Origin of the sequence: Agromyces sp. PvR057 (genome assembly GCF_040547485.1) — a bacterium.
GTDB lineage: Bacteria > Actinomycetota > Actinomycetes > Actinomycetales > Microbacteriaceae > Agromyces.
Window position 1 is genome coordinate 46785 of record NZ_JBEPPT010000003.1, and the last position, 21792, is coordinate 68576.

At 71.9% G+C, this 21792-nt stretch carries 23 protein-coding genes; 14 read left to right on the forward strand and 9 right to left on the reverse strand.

Going from position 1 to position 21792, the window contains the following annotated elements; all coding sequences use genetic code 11:
- Positions 1–172: 172 nt before the first annotated feature.
- From ABIC29_RS12900 to fdxA, 9 genes are all read left to right on the forward strand, one after another.
- Positions 173–811, forward strand: coding sequence for a TetR/AcrR family transcriptional regulator (locus ABIC29_RS12900; protein WP_158551703.1), 639 nt, complete (start codon positions 173–175; stop codon positions 809–811).
- Between the two features lie 80 nt (positions 812–891).
- On the forward strand, positions 892–1740 hold the full coding sequence (locus ABIC29_RS12905; RefSeq protein WP_354245940.1) for a sirohydrochlorin chelatase: 849 nt from the start codon (positions 892–894) through the stop codon (positions 1738–1740).
- 157 nt (positions 1741–1897) lie between these two features.
- On the forward strand, positions 1898–3691 hold the full coding sequence (locus ABIC29_RS12910; protein WP_116079983.1) for a nitrite/sulfite reductase: 1794 nt from the start codon (positions 1898–1900) through the stop codon (positions 3689–3691).
- Positions 3688–4431, forward strand: a complete 744-nt coding sequence (locus ABIC29_RS12915) for a phosphoadenylyl-sulfate reductase (protein ID WP_116079984.1) — start codon at positions 3688–3690, stop codon at positions 4429–4431. Before ABIC29_RS12910 ends, ABIC29_RS12915 begins: the two co-directional genes overlap by 4 nt.
- On the forward strand, positions 4428–5351 hold the full coding sequence (gene cysD / locus ABIC29_RS12920) for a sulfate adenylyltransferase subunit CysD (protein WP_354245944.1): 924 nt from the start codon (positions 4428–4430) through the stop codon (positions 5349–5351). The genes ABIC29_RS12915 and cysD overlap by 4 nt, the downstream gene beginning before the upstream one ends.
- Positions 5351–6703 (forward strand): sulfate adenylyltransferase subunit 1, encoded by a 1353-nt coding sequence (locus ABIC29_RS12925; RefSeq protein WP_354245947.1) that lies wholly within the window; start codon positions 5351–5353, stop codon positions 6701–6703. Before cysD ends, ABIC29_RS12925 begins: the two co-directional genes overlap by 1 nt.
- Before the next feature lie 103 nt (positions 6704–6806).
- Positions 6807–7685: a uroporphyrinogen-III C-methyltransferase gene (gene cobA / locus ABIC29_RS12930; RefSeq protein ID WP_354245950.1), complete on the forward strand. Its 879-nt coding sequence runs from the start codon at positions 6807–6809 to the stop codon at positions 7683–7685.
- Positions 7682–9109, forward strand: a complete 1428-nt coding sequence (locus ABIC29_RS12935; protein WP_354245953.1) for an FAD-dependent oxidoreductase — start codon at positions 7682–7684, stop codon at positions 9107–9109. The genes cobA and ABIC29_RS12935 overlap by 4 nt, the downstream gene beginning before the upstream one ends.
- Positions 9106–9426: a ferredoxin gene (gene fdxA, locus ABIC29_RS12940; protein ID WP_055853876.1), complete on the forward strand. Its 321-nt coding sequence runs from the start codon at positions 9106–9108 to the stop codon at positions 9424–9426. The genes ABIC29_RS12935 and fdxA overlap by 4 nt, the downstream gene beginning before the upstream one ends.
- Here fdxA and ABIC29_RS12945 read toward each other — a convergent pair.
- Entirely contained in the window at positions 9395–10774 is a 1380-nt protein-coding gene (locus tag ABIC29_RS12945; protein ID WP_354245956.1) for an aminotransferase-like domain-containing protein, read from the reverse strand. The genes fdxA and ABIC29_RS12945 overlap by 32 nt on opposite strands.
- 135 nt (positions 10775–10909) lie before the next feature.
- Between ABIC29_RS12945 and ABIC29_RS12950 the strand changes: the two genes are divergently transcribed.
- Together ABIC29_RS12950 and ABIC29_RS12955 are read left to right on the forward strand one after the other, a co-directional pair.
- Positions 10910–11563, forward strand: coding sequence for a LysE family translocator (locus tag ABIC29_RS12950; protein ID WP_199471155.1), 654 nt, complete (start codon positions 10910–10912; stop codon positions 11561–11563).
- 37 nt (positions 11564–11600) lie between these two features.
- Positions 11601–11849 (forward strand): hypothetical protein, encoded by a 249-nt coding sequence (locus ABIC29_RS12955; RefSeq protein WP_116079990.1) that lies wholly within the window; start codon positions 11601–11603, stop codon positions 11847–11849.
- A 51-nt stretch (positions 11850–11900) separates the two neighbouring features.
- Here ABIC29_RS12955 and ABIC29_RS12960 read toward each other — a convergent pair whose 3' ends face one another.
- The 5 genes from ABIC29_RS12960 to ABIC29_RS12980 form a co-directional block, all read right to left on the reverse strand.
- A complete protein-coding gene (locus ABIC29_RS12960; protein WP_354245960.1) occupies positions 11901–12725 on the reverse strand; it encodes an alpha/beta fold hydrolase in 825 nt (274 codons plus the stop codon).
- Between the two features lie 56 nt (positions 12726–12781).
- Positions 12782–13582 (reverse strand): ABC transporter permease, encoded by an 801-nt coding sequence (locus ABIC29_RS12965; RefSeq protein ID WP_354245963.1) that lies wholly within the window; start codon positions 13580–13582, stop codon positions 12782–12784.
- Between the two features lie 9 nt (positions 13583–13591).
- Positions 13592–14494, reverse strand: coding sequence for an ABC transporter permease (locus ABIC29_RS12970; RefSeq protein ID WP_116079992.1), 903 nt, complete (start codon positions 14492–14494; stop codon positions 13592–13594).
- The gene (locus tag ABIC29_RS12975; protein ID WP_116079993.1) at positions 14494–15675 is read right to left on the reverse strand and encodes an ABC transporter substrate-binding protein; all 1182 of its coding nucleotides are present in this window, start codon (positions 15673–15675) and stop codon (positions 14494–14496) included. The genes ABIC29_RS12970 and ABIC29_RS12975 overlap by 1 nt, the downstream gene beginning before the upstream one ends.
- A gap of 70 nt (positions 15676–15745) precedes the next feature.
- Positions 15746–16813, reverse strand: coding sequence for an ABC transporter ATP-binding protein (locus ABIC29_RS12980; RefSeq protein ID WP_354245967.1), 1068 nt, complete (start codon positions 16811–16813; stop codon positions 15746–15748).
- Between the two features lie 111 nt (positions 16814–16924).
- Here ABIC29_RS12980 and ABIC29_RS12985 point away from each other — a divergent pair, with 111 nt between their 5' ends.
- Both ABIC29_RS12985 and ABIC29_RS12990 read left to right on the forward strand, forming a co-directional pair.
- Positions 16925–17734 carry a FadR/GntR family transcriptional regulator gene (locus ABIC29_RS12985; protein WP_116079995.1) on the forward strand — a complete coding sequence of 270 codons (810 nt, stop codon included), beginning with the start codon at positions 16925–16927 and terminating at the stop codon, positions 17732–17734.
- On the forward strand, positions 17731–18549 hold the full coding sequence (locus ABIC29_RS12990; protein ID WP_116079996.1) for a PDC sensor domain-containing protein: 819 nt from the start codon (positions 17731–17733) through the stop codon (positions 18547–18549). Before ABIC29_RS12985 ends, ABIC29_RS12990 begins: the two co-directional genes overlap by 4 nt.
- Here ABIC29_RS12990 and ABIC29_RS12995 read toward each other — a convergent pair.
- Entirely contained in the window at positions 18546–19211 is a 666-nt protein-coding gene (locus ABIC29_RS12995; RefSeq protein ID WP_354245971.1) for a TetR/AcrR family transcriptional regulator, read from the reverse strand. The two genes, ABIC29_RS12990 and ABIC29_RS12995, sit on opposite strands and share 4 nt — an antisense overlap.
- Before the next feature lie 71 nt (positions 19212–19282).
- Between ABIC29_RS12995 and ABIC29_RS13000 the strand changes: the two genes are divergently transcribed.
- Positions 19283–20248, forward strand: a complete 966-nt coding sequence (locus tag ABIC29_RS13000; RefSeq protein WP_354245974.1) for an alpha/beta hydrolase family protein — start codon at positions 19283–19285, stop codon at positions 20246–20248.
- 43 nt (positions 20249–20291) lie between these two features.
- Here the strand turns inward: ABIC29_RS13000 and ABIC29_RS13005 are convergent, their stop codons facing one another.
- Both ABIC29_RS13005 and ABIC29_RS13010 read right to left on the reverse strand, forming a co-directional pair.
- Positions 20292–20852 carry a hypothetical protein gene (locus ABIC29_RS13005; RefSeq protein ID WP_147309076.1) on the reverse strand — a complete coding sequence of 187 codons (561 nt, stop codon included), beginning with the start codon at positions 20850–20852 and terminating at the stop codon, positions 20292–20294.
- A gap of 94 nt (positions 20853–20946) precedes the next feature.
- Entirely contained in the window at positions 20947–21786 is an 840-nt protein-coding gene (locus ABIC29_RS13010; RefSeq protein WP_354245977.1) for a PfkB family carbohydrate kinase, read from the reverse strand.
- Between the last annotated feature and the right edge of the window lie 6 nt (positions 21787–21792).

A 21792-nucleotide genomic window follows, 5' to 3' on the forward strand; every position in this document is an offset into this window, starting at 1 on the left:
ACACACTTACTGACATGTAAGTAAGTGAGCGATGTCACGGTTCGGTAACGGCGGACGGTGGCATCCGAGAGACCCGAACATCGAGTGCTGCACTCGACATGCGACGCCGCACGCGGCATCCTGCACAGGAGCGGATGCCGCGAGTCGGCGCTGCGCGAGGAAGGAAACATCCGTGGTGGACACAACGCGAGCCGGGGCTTCGAAGCCCGCGGCCGAGCGCGTGCAGCGCCCTCAGGCGCGCACGACCGAACGCCGCGAGGCGGTGCTGAAGGCCGCCATGAACGTCTTCGGCGCCCGCGGCTACAACAAGGGCGCCCTCGTCGAGGTCGCCGAGCAGGCGGGCATGACGCATGCGGGGGTGCTGCACCACTTCGGCTCGAAGGAGGGGCTGCTCGTCGCGATGCTGAAGTACCGCGACGGCGAGGAGGTCGCCGGCATCCCCGAGCGCGCCCAGGTCGAGGGCCCGGCGTTCCTGCAGCACCTCGTCGACACCGTCGAGGAGAACACGCACCGACGAGGCGTCGTGCAGGCGTACTCGGTGCTCTCCGGCGAATCGGTGACCGACGGGCATCCCGCCCACGACTACTTCCAGAGCCGCACCGAGGGCCTCCGCACGAAGATCGCGGGCGTGCTCGGCGAGGTCTCCGGCAACACCGACGAGCAGGAGCTGCGCGACTCGGCGTCGGGCCTGATCGCGGTCATGGACGGCCTGCAGGTGCAGTGGCTGCTCGACCCCGATGCCATCGACATGCCGCGGCTCGTCGGGCGCGCCATGGACGAGGTCGTCGAGCGGCTGCGCGCGGCGGCCTGAGCCCACCCCCGAGATCAGGCGAGCGGATGCCGCGTGCCGGCGTCGCATCGCCGAAACACGGCCTGTGCGAGCATGGGCGCATGCCCGCAGGAACGCCCGCCCTCGTCGCCGTCTCGCACGGCACCAGCTCCGAGCAGGGACGCGCGGCCGTGCGCGGACTCCGCGATGCGCTCGGCGACGCGCTCGCACGACGCGCGGGCACCTCGGCGACGCCCTCGCTGCGCCTCGGCCACGTCGACGTCGAGCAACCCGACGTCCCGGCGACGCTGGCGACCCTCGGCGAGGGCGAACCGGCGGTCGTCGTGCCGCTGCTGCTCTCGGCCGGCTACCACGTGCACGTCGACCTCGCCGAGGCCGTCGAGGCCGAGACCGCGCGCGAGGTCGTGCTGGGCGGCGCCCTCGGTCCCGACGACCGGCTCGTCACCGTGCTCATCCGCCGCCTCGACGAGGCCGGCATCCGCGACGACGACGCCGTCGTGCTCGCGGTGGCCGGTTCGAGCGATCGCCGGGCCGTCGACGACTGCCACGACATGACCGCACGCCTGGCCGCGGCATCCGGTCGCCGGGTGTCGGTCGGATTCCTCTCCGCTGCGGAGCCGTCATTGCCCGACGCGGTCGCCGCGGCGCGGGCCGACGCCGTCGTCGCGCGGGCGCTCGACGTGCCGGGCGGCCCGCTCGGCCTCCCCGGCGTCTCCGACATCCCCGGGCTTCCCGGCGTGCGTCGCTCGAATCGGGCGACGGATGCCGCGGCGCCCCGTGTCGTCGTCGCCAACTACCTCCTCGCGCCCGGCTACTTCGACGATCTCGCCCGCGCGGCCGGCGCCGACATCGTCGCGCAGCCGCTGCTCCTCGCCGATGCCCCGGCCCCCGCCGAGCTCGTCGAGATCGTGCTCGACCGGTACGACGCGGCATCCGCCCAGTCGGCCTGAAAGCGGCACGAGCGCAAGAGTTCTCGCCCACTGTGACGCAATACGTCACGACGTGACCGGACGTGACGCGCGCGCCTGTCGGCCCTCAGGCCGCTCGCCTAGCTTCGAACGACGGCACCATGAGCGCACCCCGCGCGGCCGACGGAAGGAGGAGCCTGTGACGACCCCGACGACGGATGTCACGACCGACCCGGTCGCGACCACCCGCGCCGCCGAGCCCGGCACGCCTGCCGCGGCCACCGCGCCCGCAGAGCGCCCCGCCCGCCGGGTCGCCGGCCCGCGTCCCTCGACCCGTCCGAACGGCCAGTGGAAGATCGACGGCACCGCCCCGCTCAACGGCAACGAGGAGTGGAAGCAGGTCGACGACGGCCTGAGCGTGCGCGGCCGCATCGAGAACCTCTACTCCAAGGGCGGTTTCGCCTCGATCGATCCGACCGACCTGCACGGCCGGTTCCGCGTGTGGGGCCTCTACACGCAGCGCAAGCCGGGCATCGACGGCGGGCGCACCGCGACCCTCGAGCCGCACGAGCTCGAAGACGAGTACTTCATGCTGCGCGTGCGCATCGACGGCGGCCAGCTCACGACCGAGCAGTTGCGCGTGATCGGGCAGATCTCGATCGACTTCGGCCGCGACACCGCCGACCTCACCGACCGCCAGAACGTGCAGCTGCACTGGATCCGCGTCGAGGACGTGCCCGAGATCTGGCGTCGCCTCGAGGCCGTCGGCCTCGGCACGACCGAGGCGTGCGGCGACGTGCCGCGCGTCGTGCTCGGTTCGCCCGTCGCGGGCATCGCCGCCGACGAGCTCATCGACCCGACCGCGCAGATCGACGAGATCACGGGCCGGTTCATCGGCGACCCGACGCTCGCGAACCTGCCCCGCAAGTTCAAGACCGCGATCACGGGCCACCCGAGTCAAGACGTGGTGCACGAGATCAACGACGTCGCGTTCGTCGCGGTGCAGCACCCCGAGCTCGGCATCGGCTACGACCTCTGGGTCGGCGGCGGCCTCTCGACCGCGCCGCGCCTCGCCGAGCGCCTCGGCGTGTTCGTCGCCCCCGAGCGCGTGGCCGAGGCCTGGCACGGCGTCGCCCAGATCTTCCGCGACTACGGCTACCGGCGGCTGCGCAACAAGGCGCGCCTGAAGTTCCTGCTCGCCGACTGGGGCACCGAGAAGTTCCGCCAGGTGCTCGAGACCGAGTACCTCGAGTCTCCCCTTCCCGACGGCCCCGCCGCGCCGAAGCCACTCGCGCACGGTGACCACGTGGGCGTGCACCGCCAGAAGGACGGCCGCTTCTACGTCGGCGCCACGCCGATCGTGGGCCGGGTCTCGGGCCCGACGCTCGTCAAGCTCGCCGACCTCGTCGAAGCGCACGGCTCGGCTCGCCTGCGCACCACGCCGCACCAGAAGCTCGTGATCCTCGACATCCCCGAAGACCGGGTCGAGTCCCTCATCACGGGCCTCGACGAACTCGGTCTCTCGGCGCGCCCGAGCCTCATCCGCCGCGGCACGATCGCCTGCACCGGCATCGAGTTCTGCAAGCTCGCGATCGTCGAGACGAAGGCGTTCGCCACGGCCGCCGTGCTCGACCTCGAGCGCACGCTCGACGGCTTCGACCTGCCGCACCCGATCAGCCTGCACGTCAACGGCTGCCCGAACTCGTGCGCGCGCATCCAGACCGCCGACATCGGCCTCAAGGGCCAGCTCGTCATGAACGACGACGGCGAGCAGGTGCCCGGCTACCAGGTGCACCTCGGCGGCGGACTCGCGACGGCCGACCGTGAAGAGGCGGGCCTCGGCCGCACCGTGCGCGGGCTCAAGGTCGAGGCCGACGGCATCGCCGAGTACGTCGAGCGCGTCGTCAAGCGATTCCTCGACGATCGCGACGCCGTGGCCGACGAGACGTTCGCCGAATGGGCGCACCGCGCCGAAGAGGAGGTGCTCCGATGAGCGTCTCCCTCGCCCCGCGCGCCACGGCGCTGCGCACGCACGACGAGCTCCGCGACCTGGCCGAGCAGGGCGACCGCGAACTCCGCAGCCTCGCGTCCGACGAGGCATCCGCCTACGAGGTCGTCGCCTGGGTCGCGCGCAACTTCGACACGGATGCCGCGGCCGTCGCCTGCTCGATGGCCGACGCCGTGCTGCCGCACGTCGTGGCCCAGTCGCTGCCGGGCGTCGACGTGCTCTTCCTCGACACCGGCTACCACTTCACGAAGACCTACGAGACGCGCGACCGGGTCGCCGCGGCGCTCGACGTGCGCGTGGTCGACGTGCTGCCCGAGCTCACGGTGCCCGAGCAGAACGCGAAGTACGGGCTCGACCTGTTCGCGCGCGACGCCGCCGAGTGCTGTGCGATGCGCAAGGTCGCACCGCTGCACGAGGCGCTCACCGGCTACGAGCTGTGGTTCACGGGCGTGCGACGCGACGAGGCGCCCACCCGCACGAACACCCCGCTCGTGACGTTCGACGAACGCAACGGGCTGGTCAAGGTCAACCCGGTCGCGGCCTGGAGCTTCGACGACCTGATCGACTACTCGAGCGCCTTCGGCGTGCCCGTGAACGACCTGCTGACCCAGGGCTACCCGTCGATCGGCTGCGAGCCGTGCACCCGGCAGGTCGCCGAGGGCGAGGATCCTCGGGCCGGTCGCTGGGCGGGCCTCGACAAGACGGAATGCGGGTTGCACGTATGAGCGCCATCGACACCATCTCGGTCGAGACCGGCATCGACTCCCTCGACGCCCTCGAGGCCGAGGCGATCCACATCATCCGCGAGGTCGTGGCCGAGTTCGAGCGCCCCGTGCTGCTGTTCTCGGGCGGCAAGGACTCCGTGCTCGTGCTGCACCTCGCCGCGAAGGCGTTCTGGCCGGCCAAGGTGCCGTTCCCGGTGCTGCACGTCGACACGGGCCACAACTTCCCCGAGGTCATCGAGTTCCGCGACCGCACGGTCGAGCGCCTCGGACTGCGGCTTGAGGTGGCATCCGTGCAGGACTACCTCGACGACGGCCGCCTGGCCGAGCGCGCCGACGGCACCCGCAACCCGCTGCAGACGCAGCCGCTCCTCGACGGCATCGCCGCGGGCCGGCACGACGCGGTCTTCGGCGGCGCACGTCGCGATGAGGACAAGGCGCGCGCCAAGGAGCGCATCCTGAGCCTCCGCGACGAGTTCGGCCAGTGGGACCCGCGCAACCAGCGCCCCGAGCTCTGGGACCTCTACAACGGCCGCCACACGGTCGGCCAGCACGTGCGAGCCTTCCCCATCTCGAACTGGACCGAGCTCGACGTGTGGCGCTACATCGAGCGCGAGGGCATCGAGCTTCCGCCGCTCTACTACGCGCACGAGCGCGAGGTCTACCTCCGCGACGGCATGTGGCGCGCGATCTCCGACGTGTCCCCCGCGCGGGCCGACGAGACGGTCGAGCGGCGCATCGTGCGCTATCGAACGGTGGGCGACATGAGCTGCACCGGCGCGGTCGAGTCCGACGCGGCATCCGTCGCCGACGTGGTGCGCGAGATCGCCCTCTCGACGCTGACCGAGCGCGGCGCTACGCGCGCCGACGACCGCATCTCGGAGGCCGCCATGGAGGACCGAAAGAAGGACGGGTACTTCTGATGGGCGCACTGCTCCGCTTCGCCACTGCCGGCTCGGTCGACGACGGCAAGTCCACGCTCGTGGGCCGCCTGCTGCACGACTCCAAGGCGATCCTCGCCGACCAGCTCGAGTCGGTCGCGCGCACGAGCGCCGAGCGCGGCTTCGGCGGCGAGCCGGGCGCGATCGACTTCGCGCTGCTCACCGACGGCCTGCGCGCCGAGCGCGAGCAGGGCATCACGATCGACGTCGCCTACCGCTACTTCTCGACGGGCCGGCGCTCGTTCATCCTCGCCGACTGCCCCGGCCACGTGCAGTACACGCGCAACATGGTCACGGGCGCGACCACGGCCGACGCGGTCGTCGTGCTCGTCGACGCGCGCAACGGCGTGCTCGAGCAGACCCGTCGGCACCTCGCGGTCGTCGCGCTGCTGCGCGTGCCGCACGTGATCATCGCGGTCAACAAGATCGACCTGCTCGACTACTCGCAGCAGGCCTACGACACGGTGGCCTCGGATGTCGCCGCGCTCGCGCGCGAACTCGGACTTGCCGACACGCATGTGATCCCGGTCTCGGCGCTCGCGGGCGACAACATCGTCGACCGGTCGGCGAACACGCCCTGGTACGACGGCCCGAGCCTGCTCGAGCTGCTCGAGACCCTGCCGTCGCTCGACGAGCTCGAGACCGAGTTCGAGGCGCTGCGCATGCCGGTGCAGCTCGTGATCCGTCCGCAGGGCGCGCTGGCGCACGACGTCGCCGACGCCGAGGCGTTCCGCGACTACCGGGCGTTCGCCGGGCGCATCGCCTCCGGAACGGTGCGCGTCGGAGACCGGGTGCAGGTGTTCCCGGGCGGCGCGACGACGACCGTCACGGGCATCGACGCGGGGTCCACGACGGTCGACGCGGCATCCGCCCCTCGCTCGGTCTCGCTGCGTCTGGCCGACCAGCTCGACGCCGCGCGCGGTGCCGTCATCGTCGCCGAGGGCGCACTGCCCACCCCGCGCCGCGAGCTCGACGCCTCGGTGTTCTGGCTCGGCGCCACGCCGCTGCGCCCCGGAGCCCGCGTGCTCGTGAAGTCGGGCACCAGCACGGTGCAGGCGCTCGTCACCGACATCGTCGGGCGCCGCGACCTCGACACGCTCGCCCTCGAACCGGCCGGTGCCCTCGAGATCAACGACATCGGCCAGGTGCGCGTGCGGCTCGCCGCCGAGCTGCCCGTCGAGGAGTACTCGACGCACCGGCGGGCGGGGGCGTTCCTCGTGATCGACCCGCAGTCGGGCTCCACGCTCGCGGCCGGCATCGTGACCGAGGCGCCGCACGCCTCCCCCGAGGCCGTCGCCGAGGCCGAGGCCGCCGCCGCGTGGGTCTCCGTATGAGCGTCGACGCCAGAGCCCGCACGCGGGCGATCGCGGGCGTCGTCGGCGGACTCGTGCTCGCGGCCGCGATCGTCGTCACCGCGGTGATCGCCGGAGGGCTGGCATGAGCACCCGCCCCACTCCCGACGGATCCCTCACGGCGCACGTCGCCGCCGCCCGCCCGCGCCCCGAGACCGGACGCGTGACGCTCGTCGGCGCCGGCCCCGGCGATGCCGGACTGCTCACCATCCGCGGCCTGCGGGCGCTCGAGGCCGCCGACGTCATCGTCGCCGACCGGCTCGGCGCACGCTCGGTGCTCGACGGGCTCGCCGCCGAGGGCGTGCTCCTCACGCCGGAGGTCGTCGACGTGGGCAAGCTCCCGGGCCACCACGCGGTGCCGCAGGACGCGATCAACGCGCTGCTCGTGTCGCTCGCCCGCGACGGCAAGCAGGTCGTGCGCCTCAAGGGCGGCGACCCGTTCATCTTCGGTCGCGGCGGCGAGGAGCTCGCCTTCTGCCAGGAGGCCGGCATCGCCGTCGAAGTGGTGCCCGGCATCACGAGCGCGATCTCGGTTCCGGCGATCGCGGGCATCCCGCTCACGCACCGCGGTCTCGCCACCACGTTCACCGTCGTCACCGGGCACGACCAGATCCAGTCACTGGGCGGCGGCCGCGACCACACGGTCGTGCTGCTCATGGGCGTCGGCACGCTCGCGAACTCCGCGATCACCCTGTCCCGCGGCGAACGCGGCGGCGAATGCCCCGTGGCGATCATCGAAGACGGCTACGGCTCAGGTCAGCGTGTCACAGTGGGTACGCTCGACACGATCGCACTGCAGGCGGCCCGCCGCGGCATCCGCTCGCCCGCAGTCGTCGTCGTCGGCGACGTGGTGACCCTGAGCCCCTACGCACCAGAAGCCATCACGTCCGCGGCCGGCACGCCGATCGCGACCACCTCCCCCGAGGCCCAGGCCTCAGCTGACCGAAAGACCACGCAGACATGACCCTCTCCCTCCGCGTCGCGATCATCGGCGCCGGCCCGGCCGGCATCTACGCCGGCAACATCCTGAACCGCCAGGTCACCGAGGCCGGCGGAGAGGTCGCGATCGACCTGTACGAGTCGCTTCCGGCGCCGTACGGCCTGATCCGCTACGGCGTGGCGCCCGACCACCCCCGCATCAAGGGCATCGTCAACTCGCTGCACGAGATGCTCGACGCGGGCACGATCCGGCTCATCGGCAACGTCGAGGTCGGCCGCGACGTCACGGTCGCCGAACTGCAGGAACGCTACGACGCGGTCATCTTCGCCACCGGCGCGCTGCGCGACGCCCCGCTCGACATCCCCGGCATCGACCTGCCCGGCTCGTACGGCGCCGCGGACTTCGTCGCCTGGTACGACGGCCACCCCGACGTGCCCCGCACCTGGCCGCTCGAGGCGCAATCGATCGCCGTCATCGGCAACGGCAACGTCGCGCTCGACGTCGCCCGCGTGCTCGCGAAGCACCCGAAGGACCTGCTGACGACGGATGTCCCGGCGAACGTCGTCGAAGGCCTCGAGGCCTCTCCCGTCACCGACGTGCACGTCTTCGGCCGCCGCGGCCCCGGGCACGTGAAGTTCACGCCCATCGAGCTGCGCGAGCTCGGCGAGGTGCCCGACGTCGACGTCATCGTCTACGACGACGACTTCGAGCGCGCCGCGAACGACCCGCACGCCGAGCAGCTGTTCGCGTCGAACAACCAGGTCAAGGTCATGACGCGCACGCTCAACGGATGGCGCAAGCCCGCCGGCCACGAGTACACCGCGTCGCGTCGCCTGCACCTGCACTTCCTGCACGCCCCCGTCGAGGTGCTCGGCACCGACGCCGTCGAGGCCGTGCGCTTCGAGCTCACCCGGCCCGTCGGCGACGGCTCGGTCGAGGGCACCGGCGAGTTCACCGAGATCCCCGTGCAGGCGATCTACCGGGCCGTCGGCTACGCGAGCTCGCCGATCGACGGCGTGCCGTTCGATGAGCGCAAGGCCGTCATCCCCAACGAGGGCGGCCGCGTGACCGATGCCTCCGGCGCCCACCTGCCCGGCGTCTACGCGACCGGCTGGATCAAGCGCGGCCCCGTCGGCCTCATCGGCCACACCAAGGGCGACGCGCTCGAGACCATCACGAACCTGGTCGCGGATGCCGCGGCGGGCTCGCTCCCGGCGGCCCTCGTCGACGCGGCCGACGGCGAGGAGATCTTCGCGCTGCTCGACTCCCGCGACGTGGCGTACACGACGTGGAACGGCTGGCTCACGCTCGACGCGCACGAGCGCTCGCTCGGCGAGGCGTTCGAGGCTCCCGATCACTACGGCGAGGTCGTCCGCGAGCGCGTGAAGGTCGTTCCCCGCGACGAGCAGGTCGAGATCTCGCGCGACGGGTCGCTGGTCGTCTCGTGACGTACGTCATCGCGCTGCCGTGCGTCGACGTCAAGGACCGCGCCTGCATCGACGAGTGCCCGGTCGACTGCATCTACGAGGGTGAGCGCTCGCTCTACATCCACCCCGACGAATGCGTCGACTGCGGCGCCTGCGAACCCGTCTGCCCCGTCGAGGCCATCTACTACGAAGACGACCTCCCCGACGAATGGGCCGACTACTACAAGGCCAACGTCGAGTTCTTCGACGACCTCGGCTCGCCCGGCGGCGCCGCCAAGGTCGGCGTCATCGCCAAGGACCACCCCGTCATCTCCGTGCTGCCCCCGCAGGCGCACTGAGACCGTGCACGATCGAGAGCCCGCGAGCGAGCTCCGAGATCGACGGCGCGCCGAGGCTGAGCCGCACCCCGCCCGCGCGCTGACGCAGGTCGGCCATCATCGTGTCGGGATCGGCCAGCAGCACTCCCGCGTCCTGCGCTGAGGCCGCGAGCGCCCGGGCGCGGTCCGGCGCCATCGGCAGGAACACGTGATAGCCCGTCTTCGGCGCGAGGAACAGGGCCGACCCGAACTGCTCGCGCGCCATCTCGGTGCGGCGGGCCCCCTCGTCGCGGATCGAGGCGCGCACGGTCGAGGCGATGCCCGCGCTCACGAGCTCGTCGAGCAGCACGCAGATCAGCGGCGACACGGGCAGGCCGAGCGCCCGCACCGCGTCGGCGACCCGCGGGCGGAAGGCGCAGGGCGGCTTGACCATGCCCAGCCGGATGGCGGGGCTCAACGCCTTCGACGCGCTGCTGACGTAGAACGTGCGCTCTGGGGCGAGTGAGACGAGCGCCGGGGCCAGCCGTTCCTCGGAGACCGCGTAGACGTCGTCCTCGATGATCAGGGCGTCGTGCGCACGTGCGACGCGCACGAGCTCGCGACGACGCGACGCGCACATCGTGGCACCCGTCGGGTTCTGCAGGGTCGGCGTGACGTAGATCACGGGGCGGATGCCGCTGCCGCGGGTTCGTGCGTCCGCCGACAGCATGCGGTCGAGCAGGTCGGGCCGCAGGCCCTGCCGGTCGATGGGCACGCCGTGCACCGGGTGCCCGGCCAGCCGAGCGTAGCTCAGCGCGCCGTGGAACGTGACCTCCTCGGTGTAGACCGCCACGGGTCGGCCGGGCGGCGAGACCGCCATGAGCACCGCGGCGATGCCCTGCTGGGCGCCGTGGGCGAGCACCAACTCCTCGGCGGGGATCTCGAGCCCGGTGGAGGCGAGCCAGGCGGCCGCCGTGCGGCGGTACTCGAGGCGGCCCCCCGGCGGCCCGCAGGCCGAGAGCACCTCGGCGTCGACCCGGCCGGCGCTCGCGGCCAGCGCATCGGCGATCACCCGGTCGGACAGCATGCGCGGGGGCATGTTCATCGCGAGGTCGACGCTGCCCGACGCGGGCTCGGCACGGTAGCTCACGAAGGTGCCACGGCCGTGCGTGCCGCGCACGAGTCCGCGCAGGCCCAGCTCGGCATAGGCCTTGGTCACGGTGCCGAGCGCGACGCCGAGCTCCTCGGCCAGGGCCCGATGGGCGGGCAGGCGCTCGCCCTCGGCGACGACGCCGTCGAGGATGTCCTCGGCGAGCGCCGAGACCAGTCGCTCGGAGGTCGGGCCCGCGGCACCCGCGAGTCGCGGCGTCCAGTCCGACGAGACGCGCATGGGCCCTCCAGGTCGACGGAAGCACGAAGTGTCGTGTGACACTTTGCAAGATCTGCCGCGAGTGTACCAAGGTGGTCGCACGCGCGGCAGGAGGCATCCGCTCTCCGCAGCTCGCGCGACCGAACGGAGGTCGCCATGCCGGTGGAATCGGGTGCGGTGCTGGGCATCGCCCTCGTCGCGCTCGCGATGGTGCTCACGCCGGGGCCGAACATGATCTACCTGGTCTCGCGGAGCCTCTCGCAGGGGTCGGTGGCGGGGCTCGTCTCGCTCGGCGGCACGGCCCTCGGCTTCGTGGTCTACATGACGATGGCCAACCTCGGGCTCGCGGCGGTGTTCGTCGTCGTGCCCTGGCTGTACACCGGGCTCAAGGTCGCCGGCGCGCTCTACCTGCTCTTCCTCGCGTTCCGGGCCGTGGCGGGCGGAGGCGCCGGACTCTTCGAGGTTCGCGACCTCGCGCGCGACTCGAGGGCGCGCCTGTTCTCGATGGGTCTGGCCACCAACCTGCTGAACCCGAAGGCCGCGATCATGTACGTCGCGCTCATCCCCCAGTTCATCGTGCCCGCCCACGGCGCCGTCATCGCCCAGGGCTTCCTCCTCGGCGGGGTGCAGATCGCCGTCAGCCTCGTCGTGAACGCGCTCCTCATCGTCGGCGCCGGTGCGATCGCCGCGTTCCTGCGCCGACGCCCCGCGTGGCTCGCCTGGCAGCGACGGGCCACGGCCGCCCTGCTCGCGGGGGTGGGCATCGCCCTCCTCATCGAGGCCCCGGTGCCCGCGACCGCCGCCCGCTGACCGACCTCCGACCGCGCCCGACGAAGGGACCTCCGACATGACCTGCACCGCCGCGACGACCGAACCGATGCCCGTTGCGCAGGTGTGCGCCGACCTCGCCGCGCGGCTTCCGCGCCACCGGGCGCGCACCCTCGACCTGTTCGCCCGCGCCCGGCTCGCGACCGTCGCGTTCCTTCGGGCCGTGCGGATGCCGCGAGCAGGCGCCCGGCGCGACGCGCGCCTCGATCCTGCCGACGCCCGAGCGGCCGTGGCGCACTACCTCTCGACGCACTGGGTCAACCGATAGCAGCGGATGCCGCGGGACGGCCCCTCTCCTCGACGCGCGGGGAGGGCGTGCTCAGCCTTCGAGCCACCCGTCGAGCTCGGCCCGGAACGCCTCGGGCTGCTCCACCCACGGGTAGTGGCCGCAGTCCGGGATCATCCGCAGTTCCGCGCCGAGCACGTCGGCGTAGGCCGCCACCGGCGCGACCCCCGAGAGGATGTCGGCGTCGCCGCCGATCACGAGGGTCGGGATGCGGGGGGCCGCGAGGATCCGGGCCGACGCGTCATCCGGCACACCCGTGAACCACGCCTCGACGGCCTCGAGCTCCCAGCCGCCGACGGTGCTGTGGGCGCGTTCGCGGGCGGTCCAGTGCGCGTATCCGGCGGGTGCCTCAACAGCACGGGCGGCATCCCACTGCCGTTGATCGACGGGCTGGGCTCCGGTGAGCGACTCGAGCGCCGCGATCACCGCGGGGTCGCCGCGGCGACCGCCGATCGCATCGCCGTCCCACGCGGCATCCGTGAGCCACGCTGCCGCCGGCGTGACGAGCGCGAGCCGCCGCAGCCGATCGGGGGACTGCGCAGCGGCCGCGAGCACGAGCCGGGTGCCGGCGGAGTGGCCGATCACGTCGACCCGCTCGAGCCCGAGGTGGTCGGCGAGCGCGATCAGGTCGTCGGCGTCGGCCCACCAGCCGTTCGAGCGCCCGCCGGAAGTCGGCGTGCCCCGCGGGTGCAGCACGACGATCGGGCGATCGGAGCCGGCGCCCGCGAGATTCTCGAGGTAGTCGACGCCGCGGCACGGACCGCCGGGCACGAGGAGCACCGGCGGCCGCTCGGAGCCGGCGGCGCCGATGGTGCTGAAGGCGAGGTCGGTGCCGTCTGCGGCTCGGAAGGTCTGCACCCGCCGACCCTATCCGGAGCCCCCGACGCCCGCCCGCGGCATCCGATCGGCGACGGCTACCGCTTCTGCTCGGCCGGGCCCGACAGCTTCTGCGCGATGTAGATCGGGATGATCGACACGAGCACGAGCACCACGGCGATGACCGAGACGATGGGCGCCTGGTTCGGCCGGAACATGTTGTTCAGGATGAAGATGGGCAGCGTCGTGACGCCTGAGCCCGCGGTGAACGTGGTCACGATGATCTCATCGAACGAGAGCGCGAACGCGAGCAGGCCTCCGGCGAGGAGCGCCGATCGCAGCTGCGGGAACGTCACGAGCCGGAACGTCGTCCACACGCCGGCGCCGAGGTCGGCCGAGGCCTCCTCGAGGTTCGTGCCCTGCCGCCGCAGGCGCGCGATGACGTTGTTGAAGACCGTGACGATGCAGAACGTGGCGTGCGCGATGACGACGGTCCAGACCGAGAGCGGCACGCCCATGATCGTGCGGAAGAAGTTGTTCAGCGCGATGCCGGTGATGATGCCGGGCAGCGCGATCGGCAGGATCACGAGCAGGCTGATCGCGTCGCGCCCGAAGAACTCGAAGCGCTGCAGCGCGATCGAGATGAGCGTGCCGAGCACGAGCGCGATGATCGTCGCGACGATGGCGACCTGCACGCTCGTGAGCACCGCCTCGAGCGCACCGGCGCTCTGGAACGCCTTCGTCCACCACTCGAACGTGAATCCGGGCGGCGGCCAGGTCAGCGAGGTCGACGTCGAGAACGAGTTCACGAGCACGACGAACAGCGGAACGTAGACCACCACGAGGATGATCGCGGTGATGACGCCGAGCGTGACGCGAGCGGGGCGGGAGAGGCGCATCCGTCTGCCTTAGAGGTTGTCGAGCGCGCCGGTGCGGCGCACGAGGAACAGGTAGCCGAAGATGATCACGATCGGGATGAGCGCGATCGCGGACGCCAGCGGGAGGTTGTTCGCGGCGCCCACGTTCGTGTACACGAGGTTGCCGAGCATCTGGTTCGCGCCGCCGACGATGTTCACGGTGATGTAGTCGCCGAGCGAGAGCGAGAAGCTGAAGATCGTGCCCGCGATGATCGCGGGCAGGATGAGCGGGAAGACCACGAGGCGCAGCGTCGACCACGACCTGCCGCCGAGGTCGCCGGACGCCTCGAGCAGCGAGTCCGGCACGCGCTCGAGCCCGGCGTAGATCGGCAGGATCACGTAGGGCAGCCACAGGTACGACAGCGTGATGATCGTCGCCGGGAGCCCGTAGCCGGGCGTGTGCCCGCCGAACGGCGCGAGCAGCCACTCGAGGATGCCGTCCTGCGAGAGCACCGAGCGCCAGGCGTACGCCTTCACGAGGTACGACGCCCAGAGCGGCGTGAGCACGAGGATCACGAGCACGCGCTGCATGCGCGGCGACGCGACCTTGGCCATGAAGAACGCGATCGGCAGCGCGAGCAGCACGTCGATGAGCGTCACGGCGAGCGCGACGCCGACCGTGCGCAGGGTCACCGTCTGGTACAGCGAGCCGGTGACGACCTCGATGATGTTGTCGAGGGTGAACTCGGTCGTGATCTCGCCCGTGAAGCTGTCGACCGACCAGAAGGCCGTGACGAGCAGCAGCGCGAGCGCGACGATGTAGACCACCACGAGCCAGAACAGGGGTGCTGCCAGCAGCAGCGCCAACCGCGTGCGCGGATGGGTCGAGAGGAAGGCGGAGCCCGCCCGCGCCGCTGAGCGACGCGGACGGGACTCCACGAGGGCCTGGGTCATCAGCCCTTGATCTCCTGCCACGCGGCCGTCCATGCGGCGTAGTCGGTGCACGTGACATCCGTACGACCGTCGAGGCACTTCTCGATCGGGGTCGACCAGTACCAGATCTGCGACGCGTAGTCGGCGTCACCCGCGTGGTACGCCTCGCAGTCGTCGCGGAAGTCGCACGCGGCATCCGACGAGGGGGCCTCGCCGAAGTACGAGGTCGCGGCGGCGTTGGCCTCGGGGCTGGCGATGTAGTCGAGCCACGCGTAGGCGCAGTTCGGGTTCTTCGCCTCGGAGGCGATCATCCAGGTGTCGGACCATCCGGTCGCGCCCTCTTCGGGCAGCACGACGTCGGTCGCCGCGCCTTCGCCCTCGAGCACGTTCTCGATGACCTGCCAGCTCGTGCCGACGACCGAGTCGCCGGTCGTGAAGGCCTGGATCTCCTTGAGGTAGTCGGACCAGTACTCGCCGATGCTCTCGCGCTGCGTCTTCAAGAGGTCGACGGCCGCGGCGAGCTGCTCCTCGTCGAGGGCGTAGGGGTTCTCGATGCCGAGGTCGGGTTCGTGGGCCATGAGGTAGACCGCGGCATCCGCGATGTAGATGGGCGAGTCGTAGGCGGTGACCTTGCCCGCGTTCGCGGAGGCCTCGTCGAACACGACGCTCCACGAGGTGGGCGCCGTCGGGAACACGTCCGTGTTGTACATCAGCAGGTTGGCGCCGTAACCGTGCGGCACTCCATAGGGGACGCCGTCGACCGAGTTCCAGGACTGGTCCTTGAGGAACGGGTAGATGCCCTCGTAGTTCGGGATGAGGTCGGTGTTCACGGGTGCGACGTCGCCCGCGGCGACGAGGCGCAACGAGGCGTCGCCAGAGGCGGAGACGACGTCGTAGTCGCCCGTCTTCATGAGGTTCAGCGCCTCATCGGACGTGCCGAACGTCTTGGTCGTGACCTCGCAGCCGGTCTCCTCGACGAAGGGGGTGACCCAGTCGACGTCGGGGTCGTTCGAGCCGTCCTCGACGTAGCCGGGCCACGCGAGGATCGAGACCTGGCCCTCGTAGTCGCCGAGCTCGGTCGCCGCCTCGCCGCCCGAGTCGCCGGAGCCGCTCGAGGTGCCGCAGGCCGTGAGCAACGCGACCGAGGTGATCGCGAGGCCGACGACCGCGCCACGGCGGGCCGTGTGCGGAATGCGCTTCATGGTTCTCTCCTTCTGTGTGGGACTGCAGGTGGTGCTGGGTGCGGTGCTTGGTGCTGGTCTGCGGTGCGGTTCAGGCGACGGATGCCGCGGCATCCGCTTCTCGGGGCGGAGCCGTCGGCGCCAGCTCGACGACGTCGGCGGCGTGCCAGCTCACGTGCACGCGATCGCCGCGATCGCCGGCGGCGAGCGCGTGGCGGTCGTTCTGGGCGAGCACGGTGATGCGGAGGCCGGCATCGAGGTCGACGACGGTGCGGATGCCGCTGCCGAGGTAGATGACCTCGACCACGGTGCCCGGCGCGCTGCGAACCCCGTCGCCGACCTCGGGCTCGGCGGTGACGACGAGCTTCTCGGGGCGCACGGAGTGCTCCCCGCCTCGGCCGAGGAGCGCCTGCGAGCGTGCGTCGTCGAACATGTTGGACGTGCCGACGAAGCCGGCGACGAACCTCGATCCCGGCCGCTCGTAGAGCTCGGCCGGGGTGCCCAGCTGCTCGATGCGGCCGTCGTTGAACACGGCGACCCGGTCGGAGAGGGTGAGCGCCTCCTCCTGGTCGTGCGTGACGAAGATGAAGGTGATGCCGAGGTCGCGCTGGATCTGCTTGAGCTCGACCTGCATCTGCTCGCGGAGCTTGAGGTCGAGGGCGCCGAGCGGTTCGTCCAGCAGCAGCACCTTGGGCTCGACGACGGTCGCACGGGCGAGCGCGACGCGCTGGCGCTGGCCGCCCGAGAGCTGCGACGGCTTGCGGTCGCCCATCTGCTCGAGCCGCACCGAGGCGAGCGCCCGGCGGGCGCGTTCGGCGCGCTCCTTCCTGCCGATGCCGCGTACCCGGAGTCCGTAGGCGACGTTGTCGAGCACGCTCATGTGCGGGAACAGTGCGTAGTCCTGGAACACGGTGTTGACGTCGCGATCGAACGGGGCGCGCTTGGTGACGTCTTCGCCGAAGAGCTCGATGGTGCCGTCGGTGGGCTGCTCGAACCCGGCGATGAGGCGCAGCACCGTGGTCTTGCCCGAGCCCGATGGGCCGAGCATCGAGAAGAACTCCCCGGCCGCGATCTCGAGGTCGACGTGGTCGACGGCGGTCACGGCGCCGAACTCCTTGGTGAGTCCGGTCAGCCTGATCGCCGGCTGGCTGTCGGTCATGCGTTGCTCCTTCGCGAGGCGTGTACTAAATCATATGAATCCAGATGTCTGCGTCCAGACCCGCGTGTTACGGTCATGTCACAGTCTTCGAATCGGATCCCGGGAGGGCGGATGCCGCACGCAGCCGGCCGCACCGACGCGACCCGAGCCGTGGTCTTCGCCCCGCTCGAGGGCGCCGGACGCGCCGCACTCGTCGAACAGCGCATCACCGACGCGATCGTCGCCGGCGTGCTGCGCGATGGCGAGCGGCTGCCGAGCGAGTCCGATCTCGCGCGGAGCCTCGGAGTCGCCGTCGTCACCGCACGCGAGGCGCTGGTCTCCCTGCGCGAGAACGGCCTCGTGCACACCCGGCGCGGTCGCGACGGCGGCAGCTTCGTCACGTTCGACCCCGACGCCACGACCCGGCTCGTGGAGTCCCGGCTGCGCTCGCTCAGCCGCGTGGAGCTGCGCGACCTGTCGCTGCACTACGCCGCGATCGCGGGCATGGCCGCCGAGGTCGCCGCCGATCGGGCGAGCGACGACGACCTCGCGAGCCTCGCCGACATCGACGCCAGGGCCGACCTCGCGACGGCCGGCGGAGCCCGCAGGGCGGTGGGCCGGTTCCACCTCGAGGTGGCTGCGATCAGCCAGTCCCCCCGCCTCGTGCAGGAGGAGCTCCGGCTGCAGGCCGAGGCGGGACCCTTGCTTTGGATGTGCCTGCGGGAGGAGGATGCTCGTGACCGCAGCCGCATCGCGCGGCTCGACGTGATCCAGGCGATCCGCGACGTGCAACCCGAACGTGCACGACGCGCGACCACCGAGCACATCGCCGGTGCGGTGCAGTGGCTGATCGACGAGAAGACGCGCATCGACCTGGCCGCGCACCCCGCCGGCGGCGCAGCATCATCCGTCGCGGACCCAGCGGAAGGACCACCCGCGTGAGCACCACCCTCGATCTCGCGGCCGAGCACATCTCGAAGCAGATCGCCTCGACCATCGAGCCCGTGCTCGCCATGGTCGACGGATGGCGCGGCGTGCTCGAGACCGAGCTCTCCGGCCCGTTCGCCGGCGCCCTCACCGGCTCGTCCGAGGCGGCGGCCGAGACGCTCGACCCCGTGATCGAGGCGCTCGTGGGTGGCGAGCTCGAACGCGACGGCACCCTCATCACGGGCGCCGGCTTCGTGGCCGCGCCCGGCTACCTCCGCGACGCGCAGTGGCACCTGGCCTGGTGGCTGAGCAGCGCCAACACCTTCGGCTCGCCCGGCACCGCGGTGCTTCGCCGCCTCGATGCGGTGAGCGACCCCGACTCCGAGCAGTTCCGCGACTACACGACCCTCGAGTGGTGGCGCGTGCCCGAGCGCACGGGGCGACGTCACCTCACGGGCCCGTACGTCGACTACCTCTGCACCGACGACTACACGGTCACCATCACGACGCCGGTCGTCGCCGACGGCGAGATGATCGGCGTGGTCGGCGCCGACGCCTACGTCGCCAGGCTCGAGCGCGAGCTGCTCCCGGTGCTGCGCGAGTGGAACGGCAACGGCACGCTCGTGAACGCGTCGGGGCGCATCCTCGCCTCGACCGACTCGCGTCGGGCGACCGGTGCGCTCCTGCGCCTCGACGGCCTCTCGGCCGCGCTCGCGCCCCTGCACGAGGAGCACTCGGCGCAGGCGACGCAGCTGCCCGGCGGCCAGCTCGTCGTGCCGTGCGGTGACACGACGCTCGCGCTCGTGGCCGAGGATCCTGCGGAGGGCTAACGCAGCGCGGCGCCGGGCTCGAGCACGAGCTCGGCGATCGCCGGATCGCCCCCGTACGCGATGAGACGCCCATGGTAGGCCTTACGGGCGCGCCCGTAGTGCACGGCGCTGTCGGCCTCGCGGATGACGGCCATCAGGTTCATCCACTCGAAGGTGCCCTGCAGTTCGAACGCGAGCTGGTCGGGGTCGTCGAGACCGGGCAGCTCGCCCTGCTCGACCGCGAAGCGGGCGGATGCCGCGAGGTAGCCGAGCCAGTTCTCGAGCTGGTCGGCGAGGGCGTCGCGCACGGCGCCCGGCTTGGAGTGGAAGTCGGCCGCGCTGGCCGAGAAGAAGCATCCGCCAGGAAAGACGCGGTCCTCCGAGTAGGCGACGACGCGGTCGAGCAGCGCGGTCAGGCGACGGATGCCGCGTGGCTGCACGCGTGCGGGCTCGATCACGGCCGCGGCGAACCGCTCTGCCGCTGCGGCGACGGTGGCGAGCTGCAGCTGCTCCTTCGACCCGAAGAGCGTCGCGATGCCGCTCTTGCTCACCTCGGCCTCGGCGGCGAGTCGCCCGATCGAGAGGCCGTCGAGGCCCTCCATCGAGGCGAGGTCGGCGGCGTGCGCGAGCACGAGACGCCGCGAGGCGTCGCCGCGGGCCCGTCTGCCGTCGATCATCGTCATGCTTGCAGTTTACGCACGAACGTTCGTATACTCTACGTACGAACGTTCGGAGAGTTTCTTGGAGGCAACCCGTGACCGCACCGGCATCCGACACCGCGTCGACCCCCGCCGTCCGCGCGACCGTCGCCCCGGCGGGCGCCCCACCCTCGGCGCCCCTCGCCTTGCGGGCGGTGGCCGGGGGCATCCGCCTCGCATCCTCACTCTCGCCCGAGCTCGGCGCGCGACTCGCGCTCCCCCTGTTCACGCGGGTCGGCCCCCGAGTCGCCGTGTCACCCGCGGATGCCGCGACGCACCTCGAGGCCAGGCGCGGCAGCGTGCGCATCCCCGGCATCCGCGGGTCGGGCGTCGACGTCGTCACCTACGAGTGGGGCGGCGGACCCGACACGATCGTGCTCGCGCACGGTTGGCAGTCGCGGGCGAGCGTGTTCGCGACGCTCGTGCGAGAGCTGCGCAGCGAGGGGTTCCGGGTCGTCGCGTTCGACGCCCCCGCGAACGGCGCCTCGGCCGGGCGCGGCACGTACCTCGTCGACCACCTCGACGTGTTCGCGGCACTGCAGCAGCGCCTCGGCCGCTTCCACGCCGTGATCGGCCACTCGTTCGGCGGGCTCGCGGCCCTCCTCGCCCCGGGCGAGGGCATCGACGTGCGGCGCATCGGCGCGGTCGCCGGCGCAGGCACCCCGCGCGTGTTCATCGACGGGTTCGGCGACCTGCTCGGCCTCGACGGCCCGACACGCTCGGCTCTCGCCGGCGGGTTCGCCCGCAAGCTCTTCCGCGGTGCCGAGGACCCGTTCGAGCGCTATTCGGCCCTCGCGCACCCCCTGCCCGATGGCGTGCCCCTCCTGCTCGTGCACGACCGCGGCGACCGGCGCGTGCCCTTCGCCGAGGCGCCGAGGCTGGTGGCCGCGAACGCGGGCCGCACCCGGCTCGTGCCCACCGACGGACTCGGGCACAACCGCATCCTGCGGGCCGACGTCACCCTCGATGCCGTGCTCGACTTCGTCACGGCTTCGGATGCCGCGCTCGTGCAGGCACCCTAGGCGAGGTCGGGCCGACCGCACCGGCTCGAACCGACCTCGCGCCTCAATTGAGCAGGTGGATGTCGATCGCCTCCAGGTAGCCGATGATCCCGCCCGAGAACAGGAACGAGAAGTTCAGGTGCGCCCCGGCGGCACCCGTCCAGACCGCCGTCAGGGTCGGGTGGTCCGAGGTCGTCGCCGAGAACCCGGTCTGGATGCCCCATGGGCCGTTCAGTCGGAGCGTCGTCTCGTGACCGCTGAATCGCACGGCCACGAGATAGGTGCCGTCGGAGGGAACGACGACGGCGCCGTACCCGATCGACGCGGAGTTCGGCGCGAAGTCCGACGACATGAAGACGAGGTCGTACTCGGTGTCCCATCGGCCGGGCTGGAACACGTCGATGCGACCGCCGTCGACCCAGGGGTGCCTGGCCGACAACGAGATGACGGGCGCGTCCAGGCCCTCGATGACCTGATCGTGCCGCTCCCGCAGCACCTCGCGCAGTCGTGAGGCCGAAAGCCCGCCGACGCGGCTCGCTCGACCGATCTTCGCCTCCCGGAGCCCCTCGAGGGTCCACTTCTCGACGACGGGTTCGAACTCGGCCCGGTTCGCATGCTCACTCATGATGCCTCCGTTCTCGGCGACCCGAGCCCATTCGGCCGGGCCGGTTGCGAGCGTAGGCTCCTGCCCGATCCGCGGCATCCGTGCCGCCACTGAGCTACTGGGCGTCGGACGAGCGCGGCGCCGGCGCGCTGAAGCCCCACGGCTGCGCTCCCGCGTACGTGGTCGCTCGCGCGCCGGCGGCGACGGCGTCGCGCAGGGCGTCCTCCCGGGTCGCGCCGGCGGCGAGACGGGCGACGAGGGCCCCGGCGAACGCGTCGCCGGCCCCCGTGGTGTCGACGGCCTCGACCGGATCGGGCGCGACGCGCGCCGCTCCCCATCGGGCCCCGGCCCCGCCGAGCGTCACGCAGGCGTCGGCCGGCTCGCCGAGGGCGGCCCACTCGTGCTCGTTCACGATGACGACGTCGGCCAGCTCGAGCAGGGCGGATGCCGCGGGCGAGACAGGGGACGGATTCAGCACCGCGAGCGCGCCGAGTGCCCGCGCACGGCGCAGCACCGCCTCGGCGACGGCGGGCGCGAGTTCGAGCTGGACGACCACGACGGCCGCGTCATCGGGGATCGCGTGCGCCGCGGCATCCGCCTCGACACCGCCGTTCGCCCCCGCGATCACGATGATGCTGTTCTCGCCCGACGCGGCGACCGTGATGAACGCCTGGCCGGTCGGCCGCTCGCCGTCGACCGAGACGGCCGACACGTCGACGCCGTGCTCGGCGAGGCGTTCGACGTAGCGCCGGCCGAGGTCGTCGTCGCCGACCCGGCCGATCAGCTGCACGTCGGCGCCCGCCGCGGCGGCACCGGCCGCGAGGTTCGCGCCCTTGCCGCCCGGCAGCAGCTCGACGCCGAGCCCGAGCACCGTCTCGCCCGGAGACGGATGGGCATCGACGCGCACCACCGAATCGACGTTGATCGAGCCGACCACCACGACGCGCGCACCCATGCCGGG

Excerpts from the sequence above, each read along its gene's own strand:
- ABIC29_RS12905 (WP_354245940.1), top strand. The coding sequence starts at position 892 with ATGCCCGCAGGAACGCCCGCCCTCGTCGCCGTCTCGCACGGCACCAGC.
- ABIC29_RS12915 (WP_116079984.1), top strand. The coding sequence starts at position 3,688 with ATGAGCGTCTCCCTCGCCCCGCGCGCCACGGCGCTGCGCACGCACGAC.
- cysD (WP_354245944.1), top strand. The coding sequence starts at position 4,428 with ATGAGCGCCATCGACACCATCTCGGTCGAGACCGGCATCGACTCCCTC.
- ABIC29_RS12925 (WP_354245947.1), top strand. The coding sequence starts at position 5,351 with ATGGGCGCACTGCTCCGCTTCGCCACTGCCGGCTCGGTCGACGACGGC.
- cobA (WP_354245950.1), top strand. The coding sequence starts at position 6,807 with ATGAGCACCCGCCCCACTCCCGACGGATCCCTCACGGCGCACGTCGCC.
- ABIC29_RS12935 (WP_354245953.1), top strand. The coding sequence starts at position 7,682 with ATGACCCTCTCCCTCCGCGTCGCGATCATCGGCGCCGGCCCGGCCGGC.
- ABIC29_RS12945 (WP_354245956.1), bottom strand. The coding sequence starts at position 10,774 with ATGCGCGTCTCGTCGGACTGGACGCCGCGACTCGCGGGTGCCGCGGGC.
- ABIC29_RS12950 (WP_199471155.1), top strand. The coding sequence starts at position 10,910 with ATGCCGGTGGAATCGGGTGCGGTGCTGGGCATCGCCCTCGTCGCGCTC.
- ABIC29_RS12955 (WP_116079990.1), top strand. The coding sequence starts at position 11,601 with ATGACCTGCACCGCCGCGACGACCGAACCGATGCCCGTTGCGCAGGTG.
- ABIC29_RS12965 (WP_354245963.1), bottom strand. The coding sequence starts at position 13,582 with ATGCGCCTCTCCCGCCCCGCTCGCGTCACGCTCGGCGTCATCACCGCG.
- ABIC29_RS12970 (WP_116079992.1), bottom strand. The coding sequence starts at position 14,494 with ATGACCCAGGCCCTCGTGGAGTCCCGTCCGCGTCGCTCAGCGGCGCGG.
- ABIC29_RS12975 (WP_116079993.1), bottom strand. The coding sequence starts at position 15,675 with ATGAAGCGCATTCCGCACACGGCCCGCCGTGGCGCGGTCGTCGGCCTC.
- ABIC29_RS12980 (WP_354245967.1), bottom strand. The coding sequence starts at position 16,813 with ATGACCGACAGCCAGCCGGCGATCAGGCTGACCGGACTCACCAAGGAG.
- ABIC29_RS12985 (WP_116079995.1), top strand. The coding sequence starts at position 16,925 with ATGCCGCACGCAGCCGGCCGCACCGACGCGACCCGAGCCGTGGTCTTC.
- ABIC29_RS12995 (WP_354245971.1), bottom strand. The coding sequence starts at position 19,211 with ATGACGATGATCGACGGCAGACGGGCCCGCGGCGACGCCTCGCGGCGT.
- ABIC29_RS13005 (WP_147309076.1), bottom strand. The coding sequence starts at position 20,852 with ATGAGTGAGCATGCGAACCGGGCCGAGTTCGAACCCGTCGTCGAGAAG.
- ABIC29_RS13010 (WP_354245977.1), bottom strand. The coding sequence starts at position 21,786 with ATGGGTGCGCGCGTCGTGGTGGTCGGCTCGATCAACGTCGATTCGGTG.